This window comes from Tsuneonella deserti, assembly GCF_014644315.1.
GTDB classification, from domain to species: Bacteria; Pseudomonadota; Alphaproteobacteria; order Sphingomonadales; family Sphingomonadaceae; genus Tsuneonella; species Tsuneonella deserti.
Genome location: NZ_BMKL01000001.1, coordinates 195226 through 217611 on the forward strand (window position 1 = coordinate 195226; position 22386 = coordinate 217611).

General features: G+C 65.7%; 25 protein-coding genes and 1 tRNA gene. 14 read left to right on the top strand and 12 right to left on the bottom strand.

The window, feature by feature from the left end:
• Positions 1 to 52: 52 nt before the first annotated feature.
• Positions 53 to 511, top strand: coding sequence for a hypothetical protein (locus IEW58_RS00845; protein ID WP_188643403.1), 459 nt, complete (start codon positions 53 to 55; stop codon positions 509 to 511).
• A 281-nt stretch (positions 512 to 792) separates the two neighbouring features.
• On the opposite strand, the gene IEW58_RS00850 is transcribed toward IEW58_RS00845, so the two are convergent.
• Together IEW58_RS00850 and IEW58_RS13780 are read right to left on the bottom strand one after the other, a co-directional pair.
• Entirely contained in the window at positions 793 to 963 is a 171-nt protein-coding gene (locus IEW58_RS00850; protein ID WP_188643404.1) for a nuclear transport factor 2-like protein, read from the bottom strand.
• 45 nt (positions 964 to 1008) lie between these two features.
• Positions 1009 to 1359 (bottom strand): nuclear transport factor 2 family protein, encoded by a 351-nt coding sequence (locus IEW58_RS13780; protein ID WP_229658360.1) that lies wholly within the window; start codon positions 1357 to 1359, stop codon positions 1009 to 1011.
• An 81-nt stretch (positions 1360 to 1440) separates the two neighbouring features.
• On the opposite strand from IEW58_RS13780, the gene argB reads away from it, so the two are divergent.
• From argB to IEW58_RS00880, 5 genes are all read left to right on the top strand, one after another.
• Positions 1441 to 2361, top strand: a complete 921-nt coding sequence (gene argB / locus IEW58_RS00860) for an acetylglutamate kinase (protein WP_229658361.1) — start codon at positions 1441 to 1443, stop codon at positions 2359 to 2361.
• Between the two features lie 83 nt (positions 2362 to 2444).
• Positions 2445 to 2726 (top strand): YggT family protein, encoded by a 282-nt coding sequence (locus IEW58_RS00865; protein ID WP_188643406.1) that lies wholly within the window; start codon positions 2445 to 2447, stop codon positions 2724 to 2726.
• Positions 2726 to 3622 (top strand): bifunctional methylenetetrahydrofolate dehydrogenase/methenyltetrahydrofolate cyclohydrolase FolD, encoded by an 897-nt coding sequence (folD, locus tag IEW58_RS00870; protein WP_188643407.1) that lies wholly within the window; start codon positions 2726 to 2728, stop codon positions 3620 to 3622. Before IEW58_RS00865 ends, folD begins: the two co-directional genes overlap by 1 nt.
• Positions 3623 to 3774: 152 nt before the next feature.
• A complete protein-coding gene (locus IEW58_RS00875; protein WP_188643408.1) occupies positions 3775 to 4377 on the top strand; it encodes a hypothetical protein in 603 nt (200 codons plus the stop codon).
• Between the two features lie 7 nt (positions 4378 to 4384).
• On the top strand, positions 4385 to 5017 hold the full coding sequence (locus IEW58_RS00880) for a MarC family protein (RefSeq protein WP_188643409.1): 633 nt from the start codon (positions 4385 to 4387) through the stop codon (positions 5015 to 5017).
• Between the two features lie 2 nt (positions 5018 to 5019).
• Here the strand turns inward: IEW58_RS00880 and IEW58_RS00885 are convergent, their stop codons facing one another.
• Together IEW58_RS00885 and IEW58_RS00890 are read right to left on the bottom strand one after the other, a co-directional pair.
• Positions 5020 to 5631, bottom strand: coding sequence for an LON peptidase substrate-binding domain-containing protein (locus IEW58_RS00885; protein ID WP_188643410.1), 612 nt, complete (start codon positions 5629 to 5631; stop codon positions 5020 to 5022).
• 2 nt (positions 5632 to 5633) lie between these two features.
• A complete protein-coding gene (locus tag IEW58_RS00890) occupies positions 5634 to 6533 on the bottom strand; it encodes a tetratricopeptide repeat protein (protein WP_188645597.1) in 900 nt (299 codons plus the stop codon).
• Positions 6534 to 6750: 217 nt separating this feature from the next.
• On the opposite strand from IEW58_RS00890, the gene IEW58_RS00895 reads away from it, so the two are divergent.
• Positions 6751 to 6825: transfer RNA gene (locus IEW58_RS00895), tRNA-Gly, on the top strand.
• 111 nt (positions 6826 to 6936) lie between these two features.
• Complete coding sequence (locus tag IEW58_RS00900; RefSeq protein ID WP_188643411.1) at positions 6937 to 9054, top strand: TonB-dependent receptor; 2118 nt, start codon at positions 6937 to 6939, stop codon at positions 9052 to 9054.
• Here the strand turns inward: IEW58_RS00900 and IEW58_RS00905 are convergent, their stop codons facing one another.
• From IEW58_RS00905 to IEW58_RS00925, 5 genes are all read right to left on the bottom strand, one after another.
• The gene (locus tag IEW58_RS00905) at positions 9055 to 9582 is read right to left on the bottom strand and encodes a DoxX family protein (protein ID WP_188643412.1); all 528 of its coding nucleotides are present in this window, start codon (positions 9580 to 9582) and stop codon (positions 9055 to 9057) included.
• A gap of 66 nt (positions 9583 to 9648) precedes the next feature.
• Positions 9649 to 10830, bottom strand: coding sequence for a saccharopine dehydrogenase family protein (locus IEW58_RS00910; RefSeq protein WP_188643413.1), 1182 nt, complete (start codon positions 10828 to 10830; stop codon positions 9649 to 9651).
• Positions 10827 to 12602 (bottom strand): cation:proton antiporter domain-containing protein, encoded by a 1776-nt coding sequence (locus tag IEW58_RS00915; RefSeq protein ID WP_188643414.1) that lies wholly within the window; start codon positions 12600 to 12602, stop codon positions 10827 to 10829. The genes IEW58_RS00910 and IEW58_RS00915 overlap by 4 nt, the downstream gene beginning before the upstream one ends.
• Positions 12602 to 13048 carry a c-type cytochrome gene (locus IEW58_RS00920; RefSeq protein ID WP_188643415.1) on the bottom strand — a complete coding sequence of 149 codons (447 nt, stop codon included), beginning with the start codon at positions 13046 to 13048 and terminating at the stop codon, positions 12602 to 12604. The genes IEW58_RS00915 and IEW58_RS00920 overlap by 1 nt, the downstream gene beginning before the upstream one ends.
• A gap of 69 nt (positions 13049 to 13117) precedes the next feature.
• A complete protein-coding gene (locus tag IEW58_RS00925) occupies positions 13118 to 13654 on the bottom strand; it encodes an acyloxyacyl hydrolase (RefSeq protein WP_188643416.1) in 537 nt (178 codons plus the stop codon).
• A 139-nt stretch (positions 13655 to 13793) separates the two neighbouring features.
• On the opposite strand from IEW58_RS00925, the gene IEW58_RS00930 reads away from it, so the two are divergent.
• From IEW58_RS00930 to groL, 3 genes are all read left to right on the top strand, one after another.
• The gene (locus IEW58_RS00930) at positions 13794 to 15206 is read left to right on the top strand and encodes an MATE family efflux transporter (RefSeq protein WP_188643417.1); all 1413 of its coding nucleotides are present in this window, start codon (positions 13794 to 13796) and stop codon (positions 15204 to 15206) included.
• 91 nt (positions 15207 to 15297) lie between these two features.
• Positions 15298 to 15585 carry a co-chaperone GroES gene (gene groES, locus IEW58_RS00935; RefSeq protein WP_188643418.1) on the top strand — a complete coding sequence of 96 codons (288 nt, stop codon included), beginning with the start codon at positions 15298 to 15300 and terminating at the stop codon, positions 15583 to 15585.
• A 53-nt stretch (positions 15586 to 15638) separates the two neighbouring features.
• Positions 15639 to 17285, top strand: a complete 1647-nt coding sequence (gene groL / locus IEW58_RS00940) for a chaperonin GroEL (protein ID WP_188643419.1) — start codon at positions 15639 to 15641, stop codon at positions 17283 to 17285.
• 68 nt (positions 17286 to 17353) lie between these two features.
• Here the strand turns inward: groL and IEW58_RS00945 are convergent, their stop codons facing one another.
• The gene (locus tag IEW58_RS00945; RefSeq protein WP_188643420.1) at positions 17354 to 17539 is read right to left on the bottom strand and encodes a hypothetical protein; all 186 of its coding nucleotides are present in this window, start codon (positions 17537 to 17539) and stop codon (positions 17354 to 17356) included.
• A gap of 145 nt (positions 17540 to 17684) precedes the next feature.
• Here IEW58_RS00945 and IEW58_RS00950 point away from each other — a divergent pair, with 145 nt between their 5' ends.
• The 3 genes from IEW58_RS00950 to IEW58_RS00960 all read left to right on the top strand — a co-directional run bounded on the left by IEW58_RS00950 (position 17685) and on the right by IEW58_RS00960 (position 21229).
• Complete coding sequence (locus tag IEW58_RS00950) at positions 17685 to 18092, top strand: baeRF12 domain-containing protein (protein ID WP_188643421.1); 408 nt, start codon at positions 17685 to 17687, stop codon at positions 18090 to 18092.
• 32 nt (positions 18093 to 18124) lie between these two features.
• Complete coding sequence (locus tag IEW58_RS00955; protein ID WP_188643422.1) at positions 18125 to 20101, top strand: protein-L-isoaspartate(D-aspartate) O-methyltransferase; 1977 nt, start codon at positions 18125 to 18127, stop codon at positions 20099 to 20101.
• Between the two features lie 123 nt (positions 20102 to 20224).
• Positions 20225 to 21229, top strand: coding sequence for a serine hydrolase (locus tag IEW58_RS00960; RefSeq protein ID WP_373284768.1), 1005 nt, complete (start codon positions 20225 to 20227; stop codon positions 21227 to 21229).
• Here IEW58_RS00960 and IEW58_RS00965 read toward each other — a convergent pair.
• The gene (locus IEW58_RS00965) at positions 21223 to 21891 is read right to left on the bottom strand and encodes a DJ-1/PfpI family protein (RefSeq protein ID WP_188643424.1); all 669 of its coding nucleotides are present in this window, start codon (positions 21889 to 21891) and stop codon (positions 21223 to 21225) included. The genes IEW58_RS00960 and IEW58_RS00965 overlap by 7 nt on opposite strands.
• A gap of 86 nt (positions 21892 to 21977) precedes the next feature.
• Positions 21978 to 22262 carry a hypothetical protein gene (locus IEW58_RS00970; protein WP_188643425.1) on the bottom strand — a complete coding sequence of 95 codons (285 nt, stop codon included), beginning with the start codon at positions 22260 to 22262 and terminating at the stop codon, positions 21978 to 21980.
• Positions 22263 to 22386: the final 124 nt, after the last annotated feature.

Consider the following 22386-nt stretch of genomic DNA (forward strand, 5'->3'; position numbering starts at 1 on the left):
TACGGGAATGCACCCCCGATTCCCCCTGGCCGTCGCACCGCTTCTTGTACTCGTGGCCTGCAAGGTACAGCCCGACCCGCCGGCTGCCCGGCCCGGGGCGACGGACATCGCGCAGCCATCTTCCACCGGCACGGCGGCCAAATCCGATCCCGCGCAAATTCCCGCGCCGGGTGCGGTCGAAACCCTCGCGGGGGAGTGGCGCGTAGCCGGGATAGACGGTGCACCCCTGGACGAGGCCTACGGCATCGCGCTCAGCGCGAACGAGAGCGAGATGTGGTGGGAGCCGCGGTGCGCGCAGCGAACCCGCCGCTACAACATCGAGGGGAAATCCATTTCCTTCCGTCCGATCCCCGGCGCTCAGGGCGAGACCCCGCCCTGCCTTCCGGGGCTTCCGGCGCGGCTATCCGACGTCGAACGCGCGCTGGACACGGCGACGGAGATCGGCCGCACCCCTTCAAACGGGGTGCTGATTTCGGGCGCGGGTCACAGCGTGCTGCTGTTCTCGCAATAACGCGGAGCTGCGCCGGCGACTCTTAGAAGCTTCGGCGCTCGACGCCGGAGCGGCGATCGGATTGGCGGCGGTCCTCATGATCGAGGTCAATCTGGGCGGCACGTCGGTCACAAGCGCGACGATCCGCACTTTCGCGCGTATCCCGCCGCTCACCGCGCGGTTGGTCGCATCCGGCTTGCGCCATCGTGCGTCTCCTTCATCGGGCACGGCCGCATCCAGGCAGGGTCGCGGCTGAAGCGTGCCCGCGACTGCCGATATGTCACTTCGGGCTTGCGAAGCGGTTAATCGCCCAGGGCAGCGGCGGCCGGCAGCCCGGTCGCGCGAGCATAGGAGGCGCTGTCGATCATTTCGAAGTATCGGATCGCACGGCCCTGCCACAACGTCCAGATATCCATCTTGGGAGTCTCGAGCGTTCGCAGGGTCCGGCGATGGCGCCAATGAACGCGTCCCATCCACACCAGCTTGTCGCCTTCGCCGATGAATGAATCGGTGCGGCTCTAAAGCATTTCCCAGCTTTCCGCCAGGGCCGTCCAGTAGCGAATGACCGCCGCCTTGCCGCTGAAGGGTCCGCTCAGGGGATCTGCCGGAAATTCCCGTTCGAGGACGGAGTGAAACTCGATTGCCTCGTCCATCAGGTCGAAGAAATGCGCGGGCGTGGTTCCTCGGCTTGCGCTCCAAGCGTCATAGGCCGCCTCTAGGCGTTGCCTGAAATCTTCCAGCACTTGCGACCCAATTTCTTGTTTTGGATTGGGGGGCTCTAGTGCGCCCCGCTGCGCCCGGCAATATCCCCAATTCAGATGAGAGAAGAAGGCTCTGGCAGTGCCGCAATCGGGCCATCGGCGAAGCATGAAGTCCTCTTGCGATATGCTTCCCCTTGGCGGTCCGAGCGGCTAAGCGCCCTCGCAAGCTGCCCTCCCGAGGAACGATCGATGACCGGCCAAACGCAAGCAGGCGAGACTTCGGCGATGCTCGCCAAGGCCGAGGTGCTGATCGAGGCGCTACCCTACCTGCAGCGCTATGCCGGTTGCACCTTCGTGGTGAAATACGGCGGCCACGCAATGGGCGATCCGGCCGCGGCGCGCGATTTTGCAGAGGACATCGTTCTCCTGAAGGCAGTCGGGATCAACCCGGTGGTGGTGCACGGCGGCGGCCCGCAGATCGGCGCGATGCTGAAAAAGCTGGGGGTCGAGAGCACTTTTGTCGATGGGCTGCGCGTGACCGACAAGGCCACCGCCGAAGTTGCCGAGATGGTCCTGTCGGGAGCGATCAACAAGGAACTGGTCGGCTGGATCGCGCAAGCGGGCGGGAAGGCCATAGGCGTGTCGGGCAAGGATGGCGGTCTGGTCACCGCGACCAAGGTCGAGCGGACCATCAAGGATCCCGGGAGCAATATCGAGCAAGCGGTGGACCTGGGTTTCGTCGGAGAGCCGGCGCGGGTCGACACCACGCTCATCCACACCGCCGTGACCGCGGGAATGATCCCGGTCATCGCCCCGATCGGCGCGGGCGATGACGGTCATACCTACAACATCAACGCCGATACCATGGCCGGGGCGATCGCGGCTGCGCTTGGGGCCGCGCGGCTCTTTCTGCTGACCGACGTACCGGGCGTTCTCGCAAAGGACGGAACGCTGCTGACCGACCTGACCCCCGCCGATATCGCGAGGTTGCGCGACGATGGAACCATCTCGGGGGGGATGATCCCCAAGCTCGAAACCTGCGTCCACGCGGTAGAAGCGGGTTGCGAGGCGGCGGTCGTTCTCGATGGGCGTGTTCCCCATGCCATGCTGCTCGAGTTTTTCACCGCCAGCGGCGCGGGGACGCTGATCCGGGCGAACAGTGCTGCCTGACGAAGCCGTATTAGGCAGTTGATACGCCTGGGCTGTCGCGGCTAGAGCGGCATGGCCTGACACTTCCTGCAAAAGAGCATTCGATGGACGCCCTGATCCAGATCTTCATCATGATCGCCAACACGGCGAACATGCTCGTCATCATCTGGTTTATCATCGGCCTGCTGTTCAGCTTCAATGTGATCGGACGCGACAACACCTTCTTCGTCGCGGTCCACGACGCCATCGCCCGCCTGTTCGAGCCCGTGCTGCGTCCAATCCGCCGGCTGCTCCCCGACACCGGGGCAATCGACTTCTCGCCGATGGTGCTGCTGCTCTTGATCTATGCGATCATCATCGTCCTCGAAAGCGTGCGGCCGGTCTGATGTCAGCCGAGATCATCGACGGAAAGGCCTTTGCGGCCGACTTGCGCGCCAAGGTCGGGACCCTGGCCGCAGAGTTCGAGAAGCGCGCCGGCCGCAGGGCGGGTCTGGCTGTGGTTCTGGTGGGCCAGGATGCCGCCAGCCAGGTCTACGTGGCGGCCAAGGGCAAGGCGACGCTCGCAGCTGGAATGGCCAGCTTCGAACACCGCTTGCCAGCCGATACCGACCAGGACACCCTCATCGCGCTGATCCAGCGGCTGAACGAAGATCCCACGGTGGACGGAATTCTAACCCAGCTCCCCCTGCCAAAGCATCTCGACGAAAAGACAGTCATCGCCGCGATCGATCCCGACAAGGACGTGGACGGGATTACCCCGGTCAACGCCGGGCGTCTGGTGCTGGGAATGGACGCTCCGGTCAGCTGCACGCCCCTCGGCTGCCTGATGATCCTGCGCCAGAGGCTGGGCGATCTGTCGGGGCTCGACGCGGTGGTAGTCGGCCGCTCGATCCTGTTCGGCAAGCCGATGGCGCAGTTGCTGCTGGCGGCCAACTGCACGGTTACGATGGCGCACAGCCGCACGCGCAACCTGCCCGAAGTCCTTCGCCGCGCCGATATCGTGGTAGCCGCGATCGGGCAGCCGGAGTTCATTCGCGGGGACTGGCTCAAGCCGGGCGCCATCGTGCTCGACGGGGGGATCAATCGGCTGCCCCCGCGCGAAGGGGAGGAAAAGGGGCGGCTCGTGGGCGACGTCGCTTTCGAGGAGGCGCTCGATCACGTCGGGGCGATCACTCCGGTTCCCGGCGGGGTCGGGGCGACCACCATCGCGGTCCTGCTGCGCAATGCCATCGTGGCGGCCTACGCAAACGCCGACATTCCCCTTGGGAAAGACTCGATCTAGCGGGTTTGGTTGGCATTGGCCTGCCCGGTGGCTAGGCTGGAGCGATGATCCGGTTCTCCCTTGTCGCCGTTGCATCGCTTGCCCTGTCCTCTTGCGCGACCCCCGCAGGTGCAGGAGGCCGGGAACTTGCATCGCGGGCCAGACCCAGCGACGTGATCGCAACCGAACTGGCGTTTGCCCGCGCAGCGCGGGAAAAAGGGACCTGGACCGCCTTCCGCGATTTCGCGACCGGAGACGCGCAGTGGCCCAGTCCTCGGTGGGAAAACGTGCAAACGGCGCTCAAGCGGGTGCCCGATCCGGCCCAACCGATCGTGTGGGAGCCCGATCAGGTCTGGATCAGCTGTGACGGCAGCTTTGCCTTGTCGTCCGGCCCGGCCACCCATCCAGGCGGCAAACGCTCCCGTTTCGCGACCATCTGGCAGCGTCAGAACGGCGGGGAGTACCGCTGGGTGCTCGACCAGGGCTTCGACCTTGAAGACGGCTATTCCGCACCCGAGATGATCCCCGCTCGCGTGGCCGACTGTCCGGCGGGCAGCCTCGGCCGCACCCAGCGCCAGCCCAAAGCCCGCCGCGCCGAAACGTGGAGCTCGGGCCGATCGAATGACGGAACCCTCGCCTGGGCGACGGAGTTGCGAGCGGACTGCAGCCGCACGCTCGTGGTCAGCACCTTGCAGGATGGGGTCGTTGAAGAAGTTTTCCGCCGCAGCTCCGCAACGCCGCCCGCGCCTGGAAACGGCGCGGTGACAAGCTGCTGAAGCACCGATGATCGAACTGTTCCTCTCCGCATTCGTGACCTTGTTCGTGGTCATCGATCCCCCGGGCTGCGCGCCGATTTACGCCGGGCTCACCAAGGGCGCGACACCGTCGCAGTCGCGCTCGATGGCGTGGCGGGCATGTTTCATCGCGGGCGCCATCCTGATCGTGTTCGCCCTGTTCGGCGAGGATCTGCTCGGCGCGCTGCATATCGAGCTTGATAGCTTTCGCATCGCGGGCGGGCTGATGCTGTTCCTGATCGCGCTCGACATGGTGTTTGAAAAGCGGACCCAGCGGCGCGAGCAGCGGGCCGAGAAGGTCGCCGCCGAACACGAAGGTACGGAGGTCGAGGACGTCTCCGTCTTCCCGATGGCGATGCCCATGCTGGCTGGCCCCGGCGCGATCGCATCGATCATGCTCCTGACCGCCAAGGCGCATGGGGTGGAAGCCACGCTGGCGGTACTCGCTGCGTTGGTGGTGGTCTTGGTGCTGACCCTGCTCGCGCTTATCGCGGCCAGCCCGCTGATGCGCCTGTTCGGCGCGCGGGTGGAGGCGGTCATCACCCGTCTTCTCGGCGTGCTGCTCGCCGCACTGGCGGCCCAGTACGTGATCGACGGGTTAAAGGCGAGCTTCGGCCTTTAGTCCTACTGCAAAGTCACCCGTCCTTCTTCGGGATCACCGTGGCCGAAGAACTGCATCAGTTGGACGAGCAGTTCGCAGCGTTCGGACAGCGACGGCGTCTCGAGCAGCGCCTGCTTCGCGGCCGCGTCGAAAGGAGCAATCTGGCTGACTCCGTCGATCAGGGTCCGGTCGTCGAGGCGGGCGATCGAATCCCAATCGACCAGATAGCCCTGCGCCTCGGCAAAGCGGCGCGCTTCCTGCTCGAAGCTCGCGCGCTCGATGCTCGCAAGGGCGGCGTGCTCGTCCTCGGGAAGCAGCTCGGCCTCGATCTGGCGGAAGGGGGTGGCTACATCGAGCTCGCGCAGCTTGCGGAAGCGTGCCTCACCCGAGAGCACGATGTTGTAGCGCCCATCGTCGAGCGCTTCAACTTCCTCGATCTTGCCGACACAGCCGACGTCGTAAAGCGGCGCGTCGTCGCCGGCGCGCTGTGGCTGGATCATGGCGATGCGCCGGTCCCGGGCCAGCGCATCGCCGACCAGGGCCCGGTAACGCGGCTCGAAGACGTGCAGCGGCAGGTGCAATCCGGGAAATAGGATCGCGCCGGGCAGGGGGAAGATCGACAGGCGGGTGGTCATCTCTATCCGAACAATACGCGCGACAGCCTGCGGCGAGTGGCGACGACCCACGGATCTTCCAGCCCGACTGCTTCGAAAATCTTGACGAGCTGTGCGCGCGCAGCGCCATCGTTCCATTCGCGGTCGTGCTGCACCATCGCGAGGAGGGCGTCGGCGGCCTCGTCACGTTGGCCGGCGGCATAGGCGGCCTCGGCAAAAGCCAGCTGAGCCTCCATATCCGTAGGCCGTTCGGCGGCGGCGGCGCGCAATGTCTGGAGCTCGCCTTCATCGACCCGGTCACCCGCAAGCTCAAGCGCTGAGAGTGCGGCTTTGACGCCGGAATCGGCCGAAAGTGTTTCGTCGAGCGCGTCGGCCGCCGCGAGCGCCTCGTCGATTTTGCCGGCCGCAACCAGGGCGCGGATGAGACCTGCCCTGGCGGCAGGGTTTTCGGGGGCCATTTCGACAACCTGCGCGAATATCCCCGCGGCACGCACTCCGTCGCCCTCGGCAAGAACGGCTTCGCCCATTTCGATGAACTGCGCCACTTCGGCCGTTCCTTCGTCGGGTCCGCCGACCGGCAATTGCGAGAGGAGCTGATCGAGCAATGCCTTGAGCTGCGATTCGGAGCGGGCGTTGGTCAGGTCGGCGACAGGCTGGCCCTGGAACATCGCATAGACCGTGGGGATGGATCGCACCTGAAACTGCGCGGCGATGAACTGTTCTTCGTCGACGTTGATCTTGGCGAGCACGACGCCCTTGTCCGCGTATTCACCGCAGACTTTCTCAAGCACGGGGGTGAGCGCCTTGCACGGTCCGCACCATTCGGCCCAGAAATCGAGAACCACCAGGCTCGTCATCGATGGTTCGACAACCTCCTTGCGGAAACGGTCGACTGCCTTCTGTTCCTCGAGATTCAAGCCCATGCTGGCCACTTAGCGGTCCCCTTTGCGTTTTGTTCGTCTGCCGGTGCGCGCCGCCAATGTGGGAGTTCCATTGCGTTTGTGAAGCGCAAACGCTCGGCTGCCAAATAGCGCTTGCGGCCTCCGAGGGCCTTTGCTAACCGCGCGCCTCCCACCGGAGGGGCATCGCTCTTCCGATCGTCACTGCCCATCCTCCGATAGGCTGACGACAAGCGCCTGAGCGGGCGTAGCTCAGTGGTAGAGCGTCTGCTTGCCATGCAGAAGGTCGAGGGTTCGACTCCCTTCGCCCGCTCCAGTGCCCCCATCCGAACGGTCAATCTCGCGTTTCGTCGCTCCAGCACGGCGTTTTGTCTGTGGCGGTGCACAACCGGCTTGCCTCCGGCACCGCGTCCGCTACTGGCGACGCGTGACTATATATCATTCAGTCGTGCGCGGTTCTCTTGCGCTGCTTTTCACATCAGGCGCTATCGCATGGATTGACCCGGCCTTCGCACAGGAGGCCAGCCAGGCCGGCCAGCCGCCGTCCGATTCGGATGACGATTTGCACAACCGCGAAGGCGGCGAGATCATCGTCACGGCGACCGGTCTCAAGCGGCTCGATATGCTGGCGGGTACCACGGCGGTCGAGGGTCTCGAGTTGCAACGATCGCAGGCGGTGCAAATCGGCGAGGTGCTGATGAACCAGCCGGGCGTGTCGATGAGCGGCTTCGCGCCGGGCGCCTCCCGGCCGGTCTTGCGGGGATTTTCCGGCAACCGGGTCAAGCTGCTGATCGACGGCATCGGCTCGATCGATGCTTCGAACGTATCGGACGACCACGCGGTCGCGGTCGATCCGTTCAATGCCGAGCGAATCGACATCCTGCGCGGACCTGCAGTCCTTCTTTACGGCAGCCAGGCGATCGGCGGCGCGGTCAACATCATCGACAAGCGCATTCCGTTGCGCCTGCCGGAAGAGACGGTGCACTTTGACGGATTGGTGAGCGGCAACACCGCGGCAGACTTGCGGCAAGGAGCAGCGTCGTTCGACATGCCGCTCGGCCAGGGGTTCGCCGCGCATCTGGATGGCGGGTATAGCCGCACCGGAGACCTGAAGGTGCCAGGCTTCACCGTGGCGGGGCCGCTGCGGAGAGACCTTCTCGCCCGCGCCGGATCGCTTGAAGCCAGCGACCCATCCCTTGCCGCGGCATTGCGACGGCAGGCGACCCAGCGGGACGTGCTTCCGAACAGCGGTTCGCAGACTTGGAGCGTCACCGGTGGCGCGGCCTTTTTCTCGGGTGACAGCAATCTCGGTGCTTCGCTGGGATACTACGACACTACTTACGGCGTCCCGGCGAGGCCCGCATCGGAAGAGGCAGAGCCGGTCCATATCGGCCTTCAGCAGTGGCGCGGCGACTTGCGCGCGGTGCTCGCGCTCGGCGCCGGATTGTTCGATCGGATAGAGAGCCGCGCTGCCTACAGCCACTACCAGCACACCGAGTTCGAGGGCGACACGCCGGGCACGACGTTCAACGTGGAGGGGATGGAAGCGCGGGCGGAGCTGGTCCAGACCGAGCGGTCGGGTTGGTCAGGTTCGACGGGCCTACAGTACACTTTCCGCCATCTGGATACCGTGGGCGAGGAACGCGTCCAGCCGCGCAACCTGTCCGAATCGATCGCGCTATTCGCGTTGCAGGAAGTTCCGCTCGGGGCCTTCCGGATGCAGCTTGCCGGACGATACGAGCATGCCAGCGTTTCAGCGCCCGAGCTTCGGTTCGACCGCCGCTTTTCGACCGTGTCCGGTGCTCTCGGGCTCACCTACTCGATGCCATCGGGCCTCGACATCGGCATAAATGCGAACCGAGTGTCGCGCGCTCCGAGTCCGGAGGAGCTGCTGACCGACGGTTATCACGAGGCCACGCAAGCATACGAGCGCGGCGATCCGAGTCTGAAGCCGGAACGTGCGGTCGGCGGTGAGCTGTTCGCCCGCGGCAGGCTCGGTCCGGCCGATGTCTCGGTAACCGGCTTCTACAACCGCTTCACGGGTTACATCTACGAAGCCAATACCGGCCAATTCATCGATGGCGCGCCAGTCCTTCAGCAAATGCAGGGCGATGCCGACTACTATGGAGCCGAAGGCGAGCTCGACATGCCACTGGTGCGCACCGACGGATTATCGCTGAAAAGCGAACTCCGCGCATCGTGGGTGCGTGCGAAGCTGGGTGATGGAAGCAATGTCCCGCGCATTCCTCCCCTGGCGCTGTTCGGCGCGCTGGAGGGCGCGGCCGGAGCCTGGACCGCGCGCGGCGAAGTGGCCTGGGCAGGACGGCAGGACAAGGTCGCCGCCAATGAGACTCCAACCGACGGCTACACTTTCGTCAATGCCTCGCTCGCTTGGCGCCCGTTGCGCGGCAACGACAACGTCACCCTGCTGCTCAAGGCGGAAAACATCTTCAATGTGACCGGCCGGCTCGCGACCAGCCTGACCAAGGATTACACTCCGCTTCCCGGCCGCGATTTCGAGGCGAGCGTTCGGGTCAGCTTCTGATCAGAACCAACGGCGCTTTTTCGTATGCCCGTGCTCGTCCAGGTCGGTGACCGCCACCCCGGCCGCTTCGGCGCGGCCCTCCGCGCGGGCGGCGCGTAGCTCGGCTTCGTGTGCGCGGGCGGTAGCATCGGCGGCGACCACCTCCCCCTTTCGGGCAGCGCGGATGTGATCGTAGCTCCAGCGCATCTGGCCATAGGCGAAGACCACCAGCAGTCCGCCAGCAATCGCGAGGTTCTTGAGCGCCTGGACCGACTGCATCGGATCGCCCCAGTCGTTGTGAAAGAAGAAGATCGTCAGCAGCGTGAAGCCTGCGAGGAGGATAGAGACCAGGCGGCTCATGATGCCCAGCGCGAGGAACAGTCCGGCCACGACCTCGAAGATCCCTGTCGGCATCGCCAGGGTCGGAGGCAGGCTGGCTGCGGTGAGCGCCGCGGCGGCATTGGACGGATCGATTATCTTGTCGATGCCCGAGAGCACGAACAGCGCGGCAAGCATGACACGTCCCAGGAACGCGACGATGGCTGACATGGCTTTCTTCCTTTCCCCTGTTGCGACCCGTTCAACGCACGTAGGGCGGCAAAGGTGCCGGCGGCGCTACTCCTCGACCTGGAAGGTCATCTCCGCGTGGTCGCGCAAACGATCGACCAGTGCCTCGCCAAGGATAGAGCCCGGCGTGCCGATTCCGCCAGGTGCGTTACTTGACAGCAGGGCCATGCCAGTCTCGGCAAGCATCCGGCTGGTAGAGCCGTAACCTGGATCGTAACGACCCTTCACGCCGTAGCGCAGCTTCTCTCCGGTCGGCATTTCGCCGACGAACAGCACGTCGTAATGTCCGTTCTCGCGCTCCTCAGGCGTCGGCCCCTCGCCGGGAGCGGGCGGCTTGGCCCCGAACGGATTCTTGAGCAGATCGACAACCGCGTTTGCCGCCGCCTTGCCCGCCTCGCCGGGACTGGTGAGCACCATCTCGTCGTAGCGAAAATCCCGGCCATAAGGGAACCCGGCGAGGAAGTTGGTGCGGTGGACGTTCTTCACGTTGATCGTGGCCATGATGAACGGTGCCGCCCAGCGACCGAGGTCGTCTTCATAGTGTGGCAGAAGACCCATGGGCTGGTCCGGGCCCTCGAAGCCGGGGGTGAGAGCGAAGGGACTTTGCAGCAGGCTGACGAGCCGGGGATCCTTGGCGATGGCCTTCATCGTCGCCGTCAGGCTGGCGGCGGTGCCGCCGGAGAACGTGCCCTTCATGTCCCGCACCCGTCCGCGAACGCGCGGAGCCGCCTTGCCGAAACGCTTCACCGCTTCCTTCTGGAGCATCAGCACGCCGAGATCGAACGGGATCGAATCGAACCCGCTCGAGAAGGCGATCCGCGCGCCGCTCGCCTTGGCGTGCTGGTCATGCGCGTCGATCATCTCGCGCATCCACGCGGGCTCGCCGCACAAGTCGGCATAGTCCGTGCCGGAGCGCGCGCAGGCTGCGACGAGCTCGCTGCCATAGAGCTGGTACGGACCCACCGTGGTCAACACCACGCGCGTCCGGTGGCACATGGCGTCGAGCGTGCCCGGAGCGTCCGCATCGGCCACGATCAGGGGAGTATCGGCCGGCGCGCCGATCAGCGTGCGGACATCCTTCAGCTTGTCGAGCGTGCGCCCGGCCATCGCCCACTTTGGGGCGTCAGCCTTGCCACCGTACTCGCGCACGAAGTGCTCGGCGACCAGGCGACCGGTGTATCCGGTTGCGCCGTAAACGACGATGTCGAACTCCCGATCGGCCTTTGTCATGCGCTCTCCTTTCCGCGTTCTCGCCACGCTTTTTTCTGCTCGGTTATGACCATGTCACGCGCCGCGCGATAGTCGCCGGCTTCGATCTGGACGTCGAGGCGGGCGTCGTCTCGCCGGCGGTACTCCTGCTCCGCGTCGTCGATGTCCTGAACGCTGTCGCCCAGCATCTCCAGTGCCTGGCGCGCCATCGCAACCGCCGATTCGAGCACTTCGCGAATCGCGCAGTCGACCGGTGCATCGCGCAGCGCCACCAGCGTGCGGCGGTCGTAGGCGCGCACCAGGATCTTCGGATCTGGAAATGCCTCGCGAATGGCTTGAAGCTTACCGGCGTCGAGCTGCTGCCCATCGAGGCAGAACAGCAGCGCGTCAGCATCCTCCGCCCCCGCCTGGCGCAGCAGATCGATCCGGGTGCCATCCCCGAAGTAAACCTTGGAGCCGAACTCGCCCGCAACGTCGATCATTTCGGTGTCGATGTCGATCAGGGTGACCTTGATGTCGCTGAGCAGCAGCATCTGGGCGACCGTCTGGCCAAACCGGCCATAGCCGATGACGAGTGCGCCAGCTCCATCGGCTCTCGGCCCCTCGCGCCGGTCGGTCGCTTCCGGAGTGCGGCGCAGCGGCGCGGTCAGCATCATCAGGAACGGAGTGGAGGCCATCGAAAGGGTAATCACCGCCCCGAACAGGCTGGCAGCTTCCGGACTGATGATGAGACCCTGCTGGGCCTGCGCGAGCATTACGAAACCGAACTCGCCGCCCTGGCTCAGGAGTAGCCCCAGTGCGAGCGCGTTGCGCCATTGCATCCCGATCAGCAGCCCGATCCCGCCGATGACGAGCGCCTTGATGGCGATCAGCCCGAGCGCGGCGACCAGCACGAACACGGGCCGCTCCGCGATCGCCTGCAGATCGAGCATCATCCCGACCGCCAGGAAGAACAGGCCGAGCAGGATCGAGCGGAACGGCTCGACGTCGGTCTCCAGCTCGTGGCGATAGGGCGTGTCGGCCAGCATGACCCCCGCGATGAAGGCTCCGAGCGCGGTCGATAGGCCCAACAGCTCCATCGTCGCGGCAGAGGCTGCGATGGTGAACAGGGCGGCGACGATGAACATCTCGCGTTCGCCCCACACCCCGATCAGGCGGAACAGCGGGCGGATCAGGAAGCGCCCCGCCAGTATCAGGCCCACTATCGCCACGATCGTCAGCCCGGCGAGTTGCCAGCCGGGAGGTCCGGCGTCGTCGGCGGGATTGCGGCTCAGCGCGGCGACAACGGTGATCATCGCGATGATCGACAGGTCCTGGAACAGCAGGATCGAGAACGCCCGCTCCCCGAATGGCGTCTTGAGCCGTCCGGCCGATTGCAGCATCGGCAGGACCTGGGCCGTGGACGAGAGAGCCAGCGGCAGGCCGAGGGCGAGCGCGGCCGTCCACGTAAAGTCGGTCGTCAGTCCGATCGCTCCGGTCAGTGCGAGCCCGCAGAGCACGACTTGCAGCAGGCCGAGGCCGAAGATTTCGCGCTTCATGCGCCACAGTCGCTGCGGCGCTAGCTCCAGGCCGACGATGAACAGCAGCAGCACGATGCCGAGTTCGGCGAACGCGATCTTGCCCTCCGCGTCGCCGGTGAGGTGGAGCACCTGCGGTCCGATCACGGCGCCGGCAACGAGGTAGCCCAGCGTCGCGCCCAGCCGCAGCCGACGGAACAACAGCACGAAGCCGAGCGCGAAGCCCAGCATGATCACGCCGTCGCGAAGGAAATGCGAGGCGGCCGCGTGCTCCATCAGAGTGTCTCGAGGTAGGCGATCACCTCACGCCGCGCCGCCGGATCCTTGATGCCGGCATATGTCATCTTGGTACCCGGAACCGCCTTCATCGGGCTGGTTAGGAAAGTGTCGAGGGTGCCTTCGTCCCACGTCAGGCCGGCCTGCTTGATCGCGGTGCTGTAGGGATAGCCGGCAAGCGACCCGGCGCGTCGGCCATACACCCCGGCCAGCGACGGGCCAATGAGGTTCCTGTCCGGTTCGGTCGTATGACAGACCTTGCACTGCATGAACGCCGCAGGTGTCTCAGCCGCCGCGGCGGTCGAAGCGGCGGCCACTGCGGTGCTGGCCGAGGCATTGGCCGCCTCCGGCGAACTCGCAGGTATCGGATCGTCGCTTTCGCGGGTGGCCTTGCCGCAACCGGCAAGCGACAGCAGCAAAACGGCGCCCACGGCGAGACGGATCATGGAAGTTCGCTCCGGCGCGGGATGCGCCGGGCGGTTCTAAAGCCTCTGGCCGCCCCGTCAAACGGCTGCTTAGAGCTTCACGTTTGCGCGTACGCCGATCATGTCGATCCCTGGGTTCTGCTGCGAATTGAACAGGCGGGCGTTCGATATGTGCACCCAGCTCGCCTCGACACTCACCCGCGGGAGCAAAGCGAGACCGAGCGCGACCTCCGGTTCGAACAGCACCCGGCTGCCAAGATCGGTCCGCACTCCGGTGTCGGGGTCGGCGCGCAAGGCGGGGGCATCGTGAAGCACCAGCCCCACGCCGGGCCGAACATAGACCGGGCCGAGCGAGAATTTGCGGCTCACGCCAGCGCCCACGAAGTCGGTCCCGCCATCGGCCGTGTTGACCGAGCCGAACACATACGGTTCGATCCGCGCAACGGGTATCACGGGCGCGAACCGGTACCCGAGCTGGAGATCCGCGCCGCGTTCCCGGGTTTCGAGCGTGAAGGGCGTGTCGACCGCATGGTCATAAACCCCGCCATAAAGCTCACCTGCTTGGACCGGGGAGGGGAGGGCCGAGACCGCGGCCAAGGTCAGGAAACAGGCTAGGGCGCATTTCATCCGGCATAACTCCGAGCAGGCACGCGCGGCCAGTGGCTGTGGCAAGCTTGCCGCAAGCTGAAGCCATCTTGGCGAAGTGGCAGGCGCCCGCTTTCCTACATCGCCTCACGCGACTATCCGGGCCGGCTTTATGTCGAACATGGCGGCCTTTCGGCGCGGTGGCGCATGGCGGAGCGAGATTTCCGCGATGCTGGCGCTCGCCTGGCCGCTGGCGGCCGCCAACCTGCTGCAGATGATGGTCTGGGCGATCGACGTCATGTTCATCGCCCGCCTGGGCACGGTCCCGCTCGCCGCAGCGAGCCTCTCGTTCGCGCTCTTCGGCACGATCATGTGGGCGATGACCGGCCTCACGGGGATGGTTTCGGCACTGATCGCAGCGGCACTGGGACGAGGAACAGGGGTTCTGCGCGAAGTCCGGCGAGCGACGCGGATGGCGCTGTGGCTGGCGGTCGTCAGCGGGCTGGTTCTGGCTCTGGCGATGCTCAAGGGCGAAGCATTCATGCTGCTGACCGGGCAGGAACGCAAGATTTCCGCCGTTGCGGGCGACTTTCTCGCCGTGCTCGGCTGGGCCGCCATTCCGATGCTGATCTGCAACGTGCTGAGAAGCTACGTGTCGGCGCTGGGCCGGCCCGTTTTCGCCACGCTGGTGGTGGGAGTGCAGGTGGCATTCGCAGCGCTCGGCAACTATGCGCTGGTGTTCGGCGAGCTCGGCATGCCGGCGCTCGGCATGACCGGGTCGGCTATCGCCAGCAGCATCACCGCCTGGCTGGGCGTGCTGGCCTATGTCGCGCTGATATACTCCGACAGAAAGCTCAGGGCATTCCGCATCTTCGGCCGCTGGTGGAGCCCTGACTGGAGCTACTTCCGGCGGCTAATCGTTCTGGGCGCGCCGGTAACCCTGACGATCGTGGCGGAAGGCGGACTGTTCAACAGCGCGGCGTTCATGATGGGACGCATCGGGGCACCCGAGCTGGGAGGCCATACGCTCGCCCTGCAGTTGGCTGCGTTCGCGTTCCAGGTGCCGTTCGGAGTCGCCCAGGCAGCGACCATCCGCGTTGGTTATTACTACGGTTCGGGTGACGGCACCGGCATCGCACGCGCGGGCTGGTCGGCCATCGCGGTCGGCACCGGGTTCATGGCGACCACCGCGGCGGCCATGCTGTTCGCGCCGGAATTTCTGTTGCACCTCTACATCGATCCCCGCGCGCCCGAAAATGCCGCGATGGTCGGGTTCGCGATCGCCTATCTGAGGGTCGCCGCGGGCTTCCAGCTTTTCGATGGGCTGCAGGCGGTCGCCGCCGGCTCGCTGCGCGGGCTGCAGGACACCCGCGTTCCGATGTGGGTCGCGGTGCTGGGGTACTGGGTGCCCGGCCTGGCAACAATGCTCTGGCTGGGCTTTGCCACCCCACTCGAAGGACTGGGGATCTGGATCGGCCTGCTGGTGGGCCTGGTGTTCGTTTCGGGAGGCCTGATCAGCCGGTGGCTGATGCGTGGGCGGCTGGGTCTGGTGCCCGTTCACGAGTCCGAAAAGAAACTCCGCGCCATCGCTTGACGCTGCATCCGCGCGCACTAAATGGGCGCTGCTGGCACTCTCCGGGAGGGAGTGCCAAGAGATTCACTGATAACTAGAGAGGCAAAGCGACATGGCATTTCGTCCGTTGCACGACCGCGTTCTCGTCCGCCGTATCGAGGCTGACAGCAAGACCGCCGGTGGCATCATTATTCCCGACAGCGCGCAGGAAAAGCCGAGCGAAGGCGAAGTCATCTCGGTGGGCGAGGGCGCCTACAACGAGGATGGCGATCGCATCAAGCCGGACGTCAAGGCCGGCGACCGCGTGCTGTTCGGCAAGTGGAGCGGCACCGAAGTCAAGATCGACGGTGAAGACCTGCTGATCATGAAGGAAAGCGACATCCTCGGGATCGTCGGCTGAGCCGGACCCGCTGACGCTTTCCCCACAACTCGAGAATTCCAGGAGAAACGAAAATGGCAGCCAAGGACGTAAAGTTCGGCCGCGACGCGCGTGAGCGCATTCTCGCCGGCGTCGACACCCTCGCCAACGCGGTCAAGGTCACCCTCGGTCCCAAGGGCCGCAACGTGGTGATCGACAAGAGCTTCGGCGCACCGCGCATTACCAAGGACGGCGTCACCGTCGCCAAGGAAATCGAACTCAAGGACAAGTTCGAGAACATGGGTGCGCAGATGCTGCGCGAAGTCGCCTCGAAGACCAACGACCTCGCCGGTGACGGCACCACCACTGCCACCGTGCTGGCCCAGGCCATCGTGCGCGAAGGCATGAAGTCGGTTGCCGCGGGCATGAACCCGATGGACCTGAAGCGCGGCATCGACCTCGCCGTCACCAAGGTGGTCGAGAACCTCAAGGCGCGTTCCAAGGACGTCGCCGGCAGCCAGGAAATCGCCCAGGTCGGCATCATCTCGGCGAACGGCGACACCGAAGTCGGCAACAAGATCGCCGAGGCGATGGAGAAGGTCGGCAAGGAAGGCGTGATCACCGTCGAGGAAGCCAAGGGCCTCGAGTTCGAGCTCGACGTCGTCGAAGGCATGCAGTTCGACCGCGGCTATCTCAGCCCCTACTTCATCACCAACCCCGACAAGATGACCGTAGAGCTGGATAACCCCTACATCCTGATCCACGAGAAGAAGCTGTCGTCGCTCCAGGCGATGCTGCCGATCCTCGAGGCCGTGGTGCAGTCGGGCCGTCCGCTGCTGATCATCGCCGAGGACATCGAGGGCGAGGCGTTGGCCACCCTGGTGGTCAACAAGCTGCGCGGCGGCCTGAAGGTCGCGGCGGTCAAGGCCCCCGGCTTCGGTGATCGCCGCAAGGCAATGCTGCAGGACATCGCGATCCTGACCCAGGGCGAGATGATCAGCGAAGACCTCGGCATCAAGCTCGAGAACGTCACCGTTGGCATGCTCGGTGAAGCCAAGCGCGTGTCTATCGACAAGGACAACACCACGATCGTCGATGGCGCCGGCTCGGCCGACGACATCAAGGCGCGTGTGGGCGAAATCCGCACCCAGATCGACGCCACCACCAGCGACTACGACCGGGAGAAGCTCCAGGAGCGTCTCGCCAAGCTCGCCGGTGGCGTGGCCGTGATCAAGGTCGGCGGCGCCTCGGAAGTCGAGGTGAAGGAACGCAAGGACCGCGTTGACGACGCGCTGCATGCGACCCGCGCCGCGGTCGAGGAAGGCATCGTCCCGGGCGGCGGCACCGCTCTCCTCTACGCCACCAAGGCGCTCGACGGCTTGACCGGCGCTAACGAGGACCAGACGCGCGGCATCGACATCGTTCGCCGCGCGCTGTGGGCTCCGGTGCGCCAGATCGCCGAGAATGCCGGCCATGACGGTGCGGTCGTCTCGGGCAAGCTGATCGACGGCAACGACGAAGCGCTCGGCTTCAACGCCGCGACCGACACTTACGAGAACCTCGTCAACGCCGGCGTGATCGACCCGACCAAGGTCGTTCGCACCGCGCTGCAGGACGCGGCTTCGGTCGCTGGCCTGCTGATCACCACCGAAGCGGCGATCAGCGAGAAGCCCGAAGACAAGCCGGCAATGGGCGGGATGCCCGGCGGCGGCATGGGCGACATGGGCGGCATGGGCTTCTAAGAGTCCGGCTCAGCACAGGAAAGAAGGGCTGGGGGAGCGATCCTCCGGCCCTTTTTCTTTGGTCCAGCCTATTGGCCGTTCGTGTCCGCCAGGATCTGGGCCGCCACTTCCTCGATCGAGCCGGTCACCAGCAACGGCTGGCCGCCGACGATGCCGACCTTCGTCTGGCCGTTCTCGTCGCTACGCAGCCAGGCAACGTTCTGGGCCACGACGAGGTAGTTGCCGCCGCGTGAGTTGAGATGAACGAATCGCATGGGACAAATCTAACCGGTTCCGCTCACCTTCGTATTAACGCGTAGCGCGCGCACCCTCGTTTCGAGGCAGGCTCCTCCAGCGACCGGGCACCAAGCCGCGCGCTTGCCGTTGATCCGGAAAGGACGAAGAAGGAGAAACGCCCCCATGAAGATCCCGCATCAGGCCCTCGTCGCCCTCGCCGATGGCGAGCGCCTCGTCATCCTGCGCAATATCGGTCAGCCGTTCGAGCCCCGGTTCGAGAAGGTGAGCGAGCCCGATCTTCTGCTCACCAATTTCCACGCTGGCGTGCGGCACCAGGGCTCCGGCGGAGAACGCACGGGCGGGACGGACATCGATGAGCTGGCCCACGGTGCCGCGATCGCCGAATGGTTCAACAAGGCGACGCTCAATGGCGCGCAGGAGCCGGTGGTGATCGCCGCAGACCCGAAGACGCTCGGCCAGATCCGCCAGCATTGTCACCAGGAGTTCGAGGCCCGGATCGTCGGCGAAGTCGCCAAGGAACTCGTCAACACGCCGCTGCCCGAGGTCGCGCGGATCCTGTCCGAGGCGTGAGGTTCCGGTTCGGGTCAGGAAGGACGCGGGGCATGACCGATTTTGCCCAACTGCGCGAGGCGATGGTCGCACGGCAAATCGCCGGGCGCGGCATCACCGACCCTGCCATCCTCGAGGCATTTCAAGCGGTACCGCGGGAAAGCTTCGTGCCCGAGGGTCTGCGTGAATTCGCCTACCGCGACAGCCCCCTGCCGATCGGCGAAGGCCAGACGATCAGCCAGCCCCACATCGTCGCATCGATGATCGAGGCGGCCGAAATCGGTCCCGAAGACCGCGTGCTCGAAGTCGGCGCAGGCTCCGGCTACGCCGCGGCCGTGCTGTCGCACTTGGCCGGCGACGTGTTCGCGGTTGAACGGCACGCCGGGCTCGCGCGCGAGGCGCGGGAACGGCTCGCTGCTCTGGGAATCGGCAACTGCGCGGTTATTGCCGGCGACGGCATGGCTGGAATGCCGGACGAAGCTCCCTTCGATGCCATCCTTGTCGCCGCGCGTAGCGAGACGGTGCCCGACGCGCTCCGGCAGCAGCTCAAGGTAGGCGGCCGGCTGATCATCCCGGTAGGGGGAGAGGACGTCCAGCAGTTGCGCTGCATCGTCCGTAGCGGGGAGCACCGGTGGGACAGCCACGACCTGGCGGCGGTGCGCTTCGTGCCGCTCTTGCCGGGCACGGTCGCGGAGGACGGTGGGCGGACCGCCAGCAACCACAAGCCCGCGCGCGACCTGACACTGCCCCAGCTCATCGCAAGACATCGTGTCCCGCTGCCGCCTATCGAAGACCCGGCCTTTGCCGACGTCTTCGACCGCTTCGCGGACAAGCGCGTCGTCATGCTGGGCGAGTGCAGCCACGGCACGCGCGAATTCTACGAGGCGCGCGCCGCGATCACCCGCCGCCTGGTTGAGCATCACGGCTTCACGATTGTCGCGGCGGAGGCCGACTGGCCCGATGCCGCGGTGCTCGACCGGGCGATCCGGCACCGGCCCCCGCGGCACGGGGCCGAGCGGCCGTTTCGCCGCTTCCCGACCTGGATGTGGCGGAATCCGGTGATCGCCCAGCTGATGCACGATCTTCACGCGATCAACCGCGACCGCGCTCCCGACCGGATGGCGGGTTTCTTCGGGCTGGACATCTACAACATGTCGGGTTCGATCGAGGCCGTGCTCGCCTTCCTCGATGAAACCGATCCCGCCGCAGCGGCGGTTGCGCGCGAGCGTTATGGTTGCCTCACGCCCTGGCAATCCGATCCGGCGACATACGGCCGGATGGCCCTCAACCGCGGCTATGGAGAGTGCGAGGACGCGGTTATCGCACAGTGCCGGGACCTGCTTGAAGCGGCCCTGGAGCGCGATGGCGAGGCGTTCGGCGCAGCCATGAACGGGCGCCTCGTCGCCTCGGCAGAGCGTTACTACCGCATCATGTATTACGGCGGTGCCGAAAGCTGGAACTTGCGTGACGAGCATATGGCCGACACGTTGGGGCACCTGCTCGAACACGGCGGACCTTCGGCCAAGGCGGTGGTCTGGGCGCACAACAGCCACATCGGCGATGCCCGCGCGACCGACATGGGGGCGGTGCGCGGGGAGCACAACATTGGCCAGTTGGCGCGGGAGCGATGGGGCGACGACGTCGCGCTGATCGGCTTCGGCACGCATACAGGCACCGTGTCCGCGGCGACCGACTGGGACGGCGACCGCGAGGTCAAGCGCGTGATCCCCTCGCGGCCGGACAGCTACGAACGCCAGTGCCACGAGGCGACGCTGGAATGCGGAAACGAGAGATTCCTGTTGGTTCCGGGAGCCGATGAGGCGCTACGCGCGCGCTTGTCCCATCCCATGCTCGAGCGGTTTATCGGGGTGATCTATCGCCCCCAGACCGAGCGCTGGAGCCACTACAGCGATGCAGTGCTTTCTCGCCAGTTCGACGCCTACGTCTGGTTTGACGAGACGCGCGCGCTGGAACCGGGCGGACACGAGCCGCACGAAGGCGTGGCCGACACCTTCCCGTTCGGGGTTTAGGGAAGGTTCCCCGCCCAGACTCCCTGCGCCGCGTCAGGCGCTCGACTCGTCGCGCCTGCCTTGTTTAGAATCCGGCCCTGCCGTTAAGTTTATGCAAAGCATGACGGGATTAGCATGGGGGTCATGGGAATGGGACGCATAGCACGCTGGTGCGCCGCTCTGGCGCTTGGATTCACCACTATCGCGCCGGCTCAAGCTGCCGACGCGGAGTTCGCGAACGCTTTCGACGCGGCGCTTGGCACGCATGTGCGAGCCCCGCAGAATTACGACGCGATCCATGCCAGTCCGCTCGAAGCGACGATTGCGCGGATCGCCGATGGCTCGGCCGGGCGGATCGGCGTCTATGCGGTGGACCTGGCCAGCGGACGCGAGGTTTCGGTCCTGGGCGACCAGCGCTTCCCGATGGCCTCCACCAGCAAGATCGCAATCGCCGCCACATTCATGGAGCAGGTCGAGCGTGGCCGCTATTCGTTGACGAGCGAGCTGCCGCTGATGGTTCCGGTCGCCTCAAAGCGGTTCTCGGGCGACAAGGCACCCGTCGTTCCCGGCAAGTATTACAAGGCGATCGATCTGATCGAGATGATGATCACCCGGTCGAACAACCAGGCGACCGACGGTCTGCTCGCCGCGGTCGGCGGCCCGGCAGTCGTCAATGACTGGGCGCGTCGCAATGGCATCGCCAATTACAACCTCACCCGCGACATCGCGACGCTGGTGCGCGATGACGGGGAGATCGATCCGGCCCGTACGGTCGATATCCGCGATAGTGCCACTCCCGCAGCGATGGTTCGCCTGCTTTCCGGGCTCTACCAGGGCAAGTTTCTCGCAGACAGCAGCCGCAACGTCATCCTCGGCGCCATGAGCCGCTGCAAGACCGGCACGCGCCGCATTCCGGCGATGCTCCCCGATGGCGTGCGGGTGGCGCACAAGACGGGTTCGCTCAACAACACGTCGAGCGACATCGGCATCATCAATACGCCCGATGGGCGGGCTATCGCGGTGGCGATCTATGTGACCGGTCAGGGCTCGCGCCCCGCGCGGGAAGCCAAGATCGCCAACATCGCCCGCGCGCTCTACGACGGATACGCCACGCAGCCCGCGCGGGCCTACGCTTCCGCCAGCTACTGACCCGCTTTCAGCGCCGCGGCCATACGAGCCGCGGCCGCATCGTACACTCGCTCCTTCACCGAACGAGTGCGCTCGGCCCCCGCGGCTGCGGGTGAGCCGGCGTCGAAGGGCGGCGCGGGATCGTATTCGAGCCCAAGCTGGATTTGTTCGGCAACTTCGCGTCCTGCCTCGCGTGCGACGAGCGTGAGAGCGAAATCGATGCCCGAGGTGACGCCCCCGGCGGTAATCGTGTTGCCGTCCTCCACTACCCGAGCCTGTTCGTGGACCGCGCCAACAAGCGGCAGAAGATGCGCGTAGGCCCAGTGGGTGGTCGCCCTTTTCCCTGCGAGCAGCCCGGCGCGGCCTAGCAGGAACGCTCCCGTGCACACGCTGGTGATCCATCTCGCCTGCGCCGCCTGGCGGGCGATGAATTCGATGGTCGGAGCATGCGCCAGAGCCCCGGTCACGCCGTGCCCACCGGGTACGCACAGGATGTCGGCGCGGGGCGCATCCTGGAAAGTCGCGGTCGGTACGATCTCGAACCCGCAATCAGTCATGACCGGATCGAGCGAGCGGGCGGCGATGACTGGGGTTGCGGCGGGTAAGCGGGAAAGGACCTGCGCCGGCCCGGTGAAATCGAGTTGGGTGACTCCCGGAAACAGCACAAAAGTGATCGTGGTCATCCTGCGGTTCCCTGTGACGAACGCAAATGAAAAGGGCGGCGCCTCGCGGCACCGCCCTTCGCATTTGCTCGCTCGATGGCGAAGGCTCAGTCGGCCTTGGCTTCGGCGGTCGACTCGTCCTGCGCGCTGGCTTCGGCAGCAGCAGCGGCGTCGGTCGCGGCTTCCGAAGTGGTCGCGGCGGCGTCGGTGGTCGCAGCAGCAGCGTCGGTCGCGGCGGCGTCAACGGCTTCGCCAGCGGCGTCGGCGTTGGCGGCAGCGTCGGCAGCAGCCGAGTCAGCGGTTTCGGTGGCGGCGTCTTCGGTCTTTTCCGAGCAGGCCGACAGGGTCAGGGCGGCGGCGCCAGCGGCGGCGGCGAGAATGATCTTACGCATATTCGTTGTTCCTTTGAACAGCTTTGGATGCTCGGTGAGACACCGTGCCCGCCCTAAATAATGGCGGCTTTATGGCAGCGCAAGCCGAATTCCACATTTTCGCCAAATTCCTGCCGCAATTCGC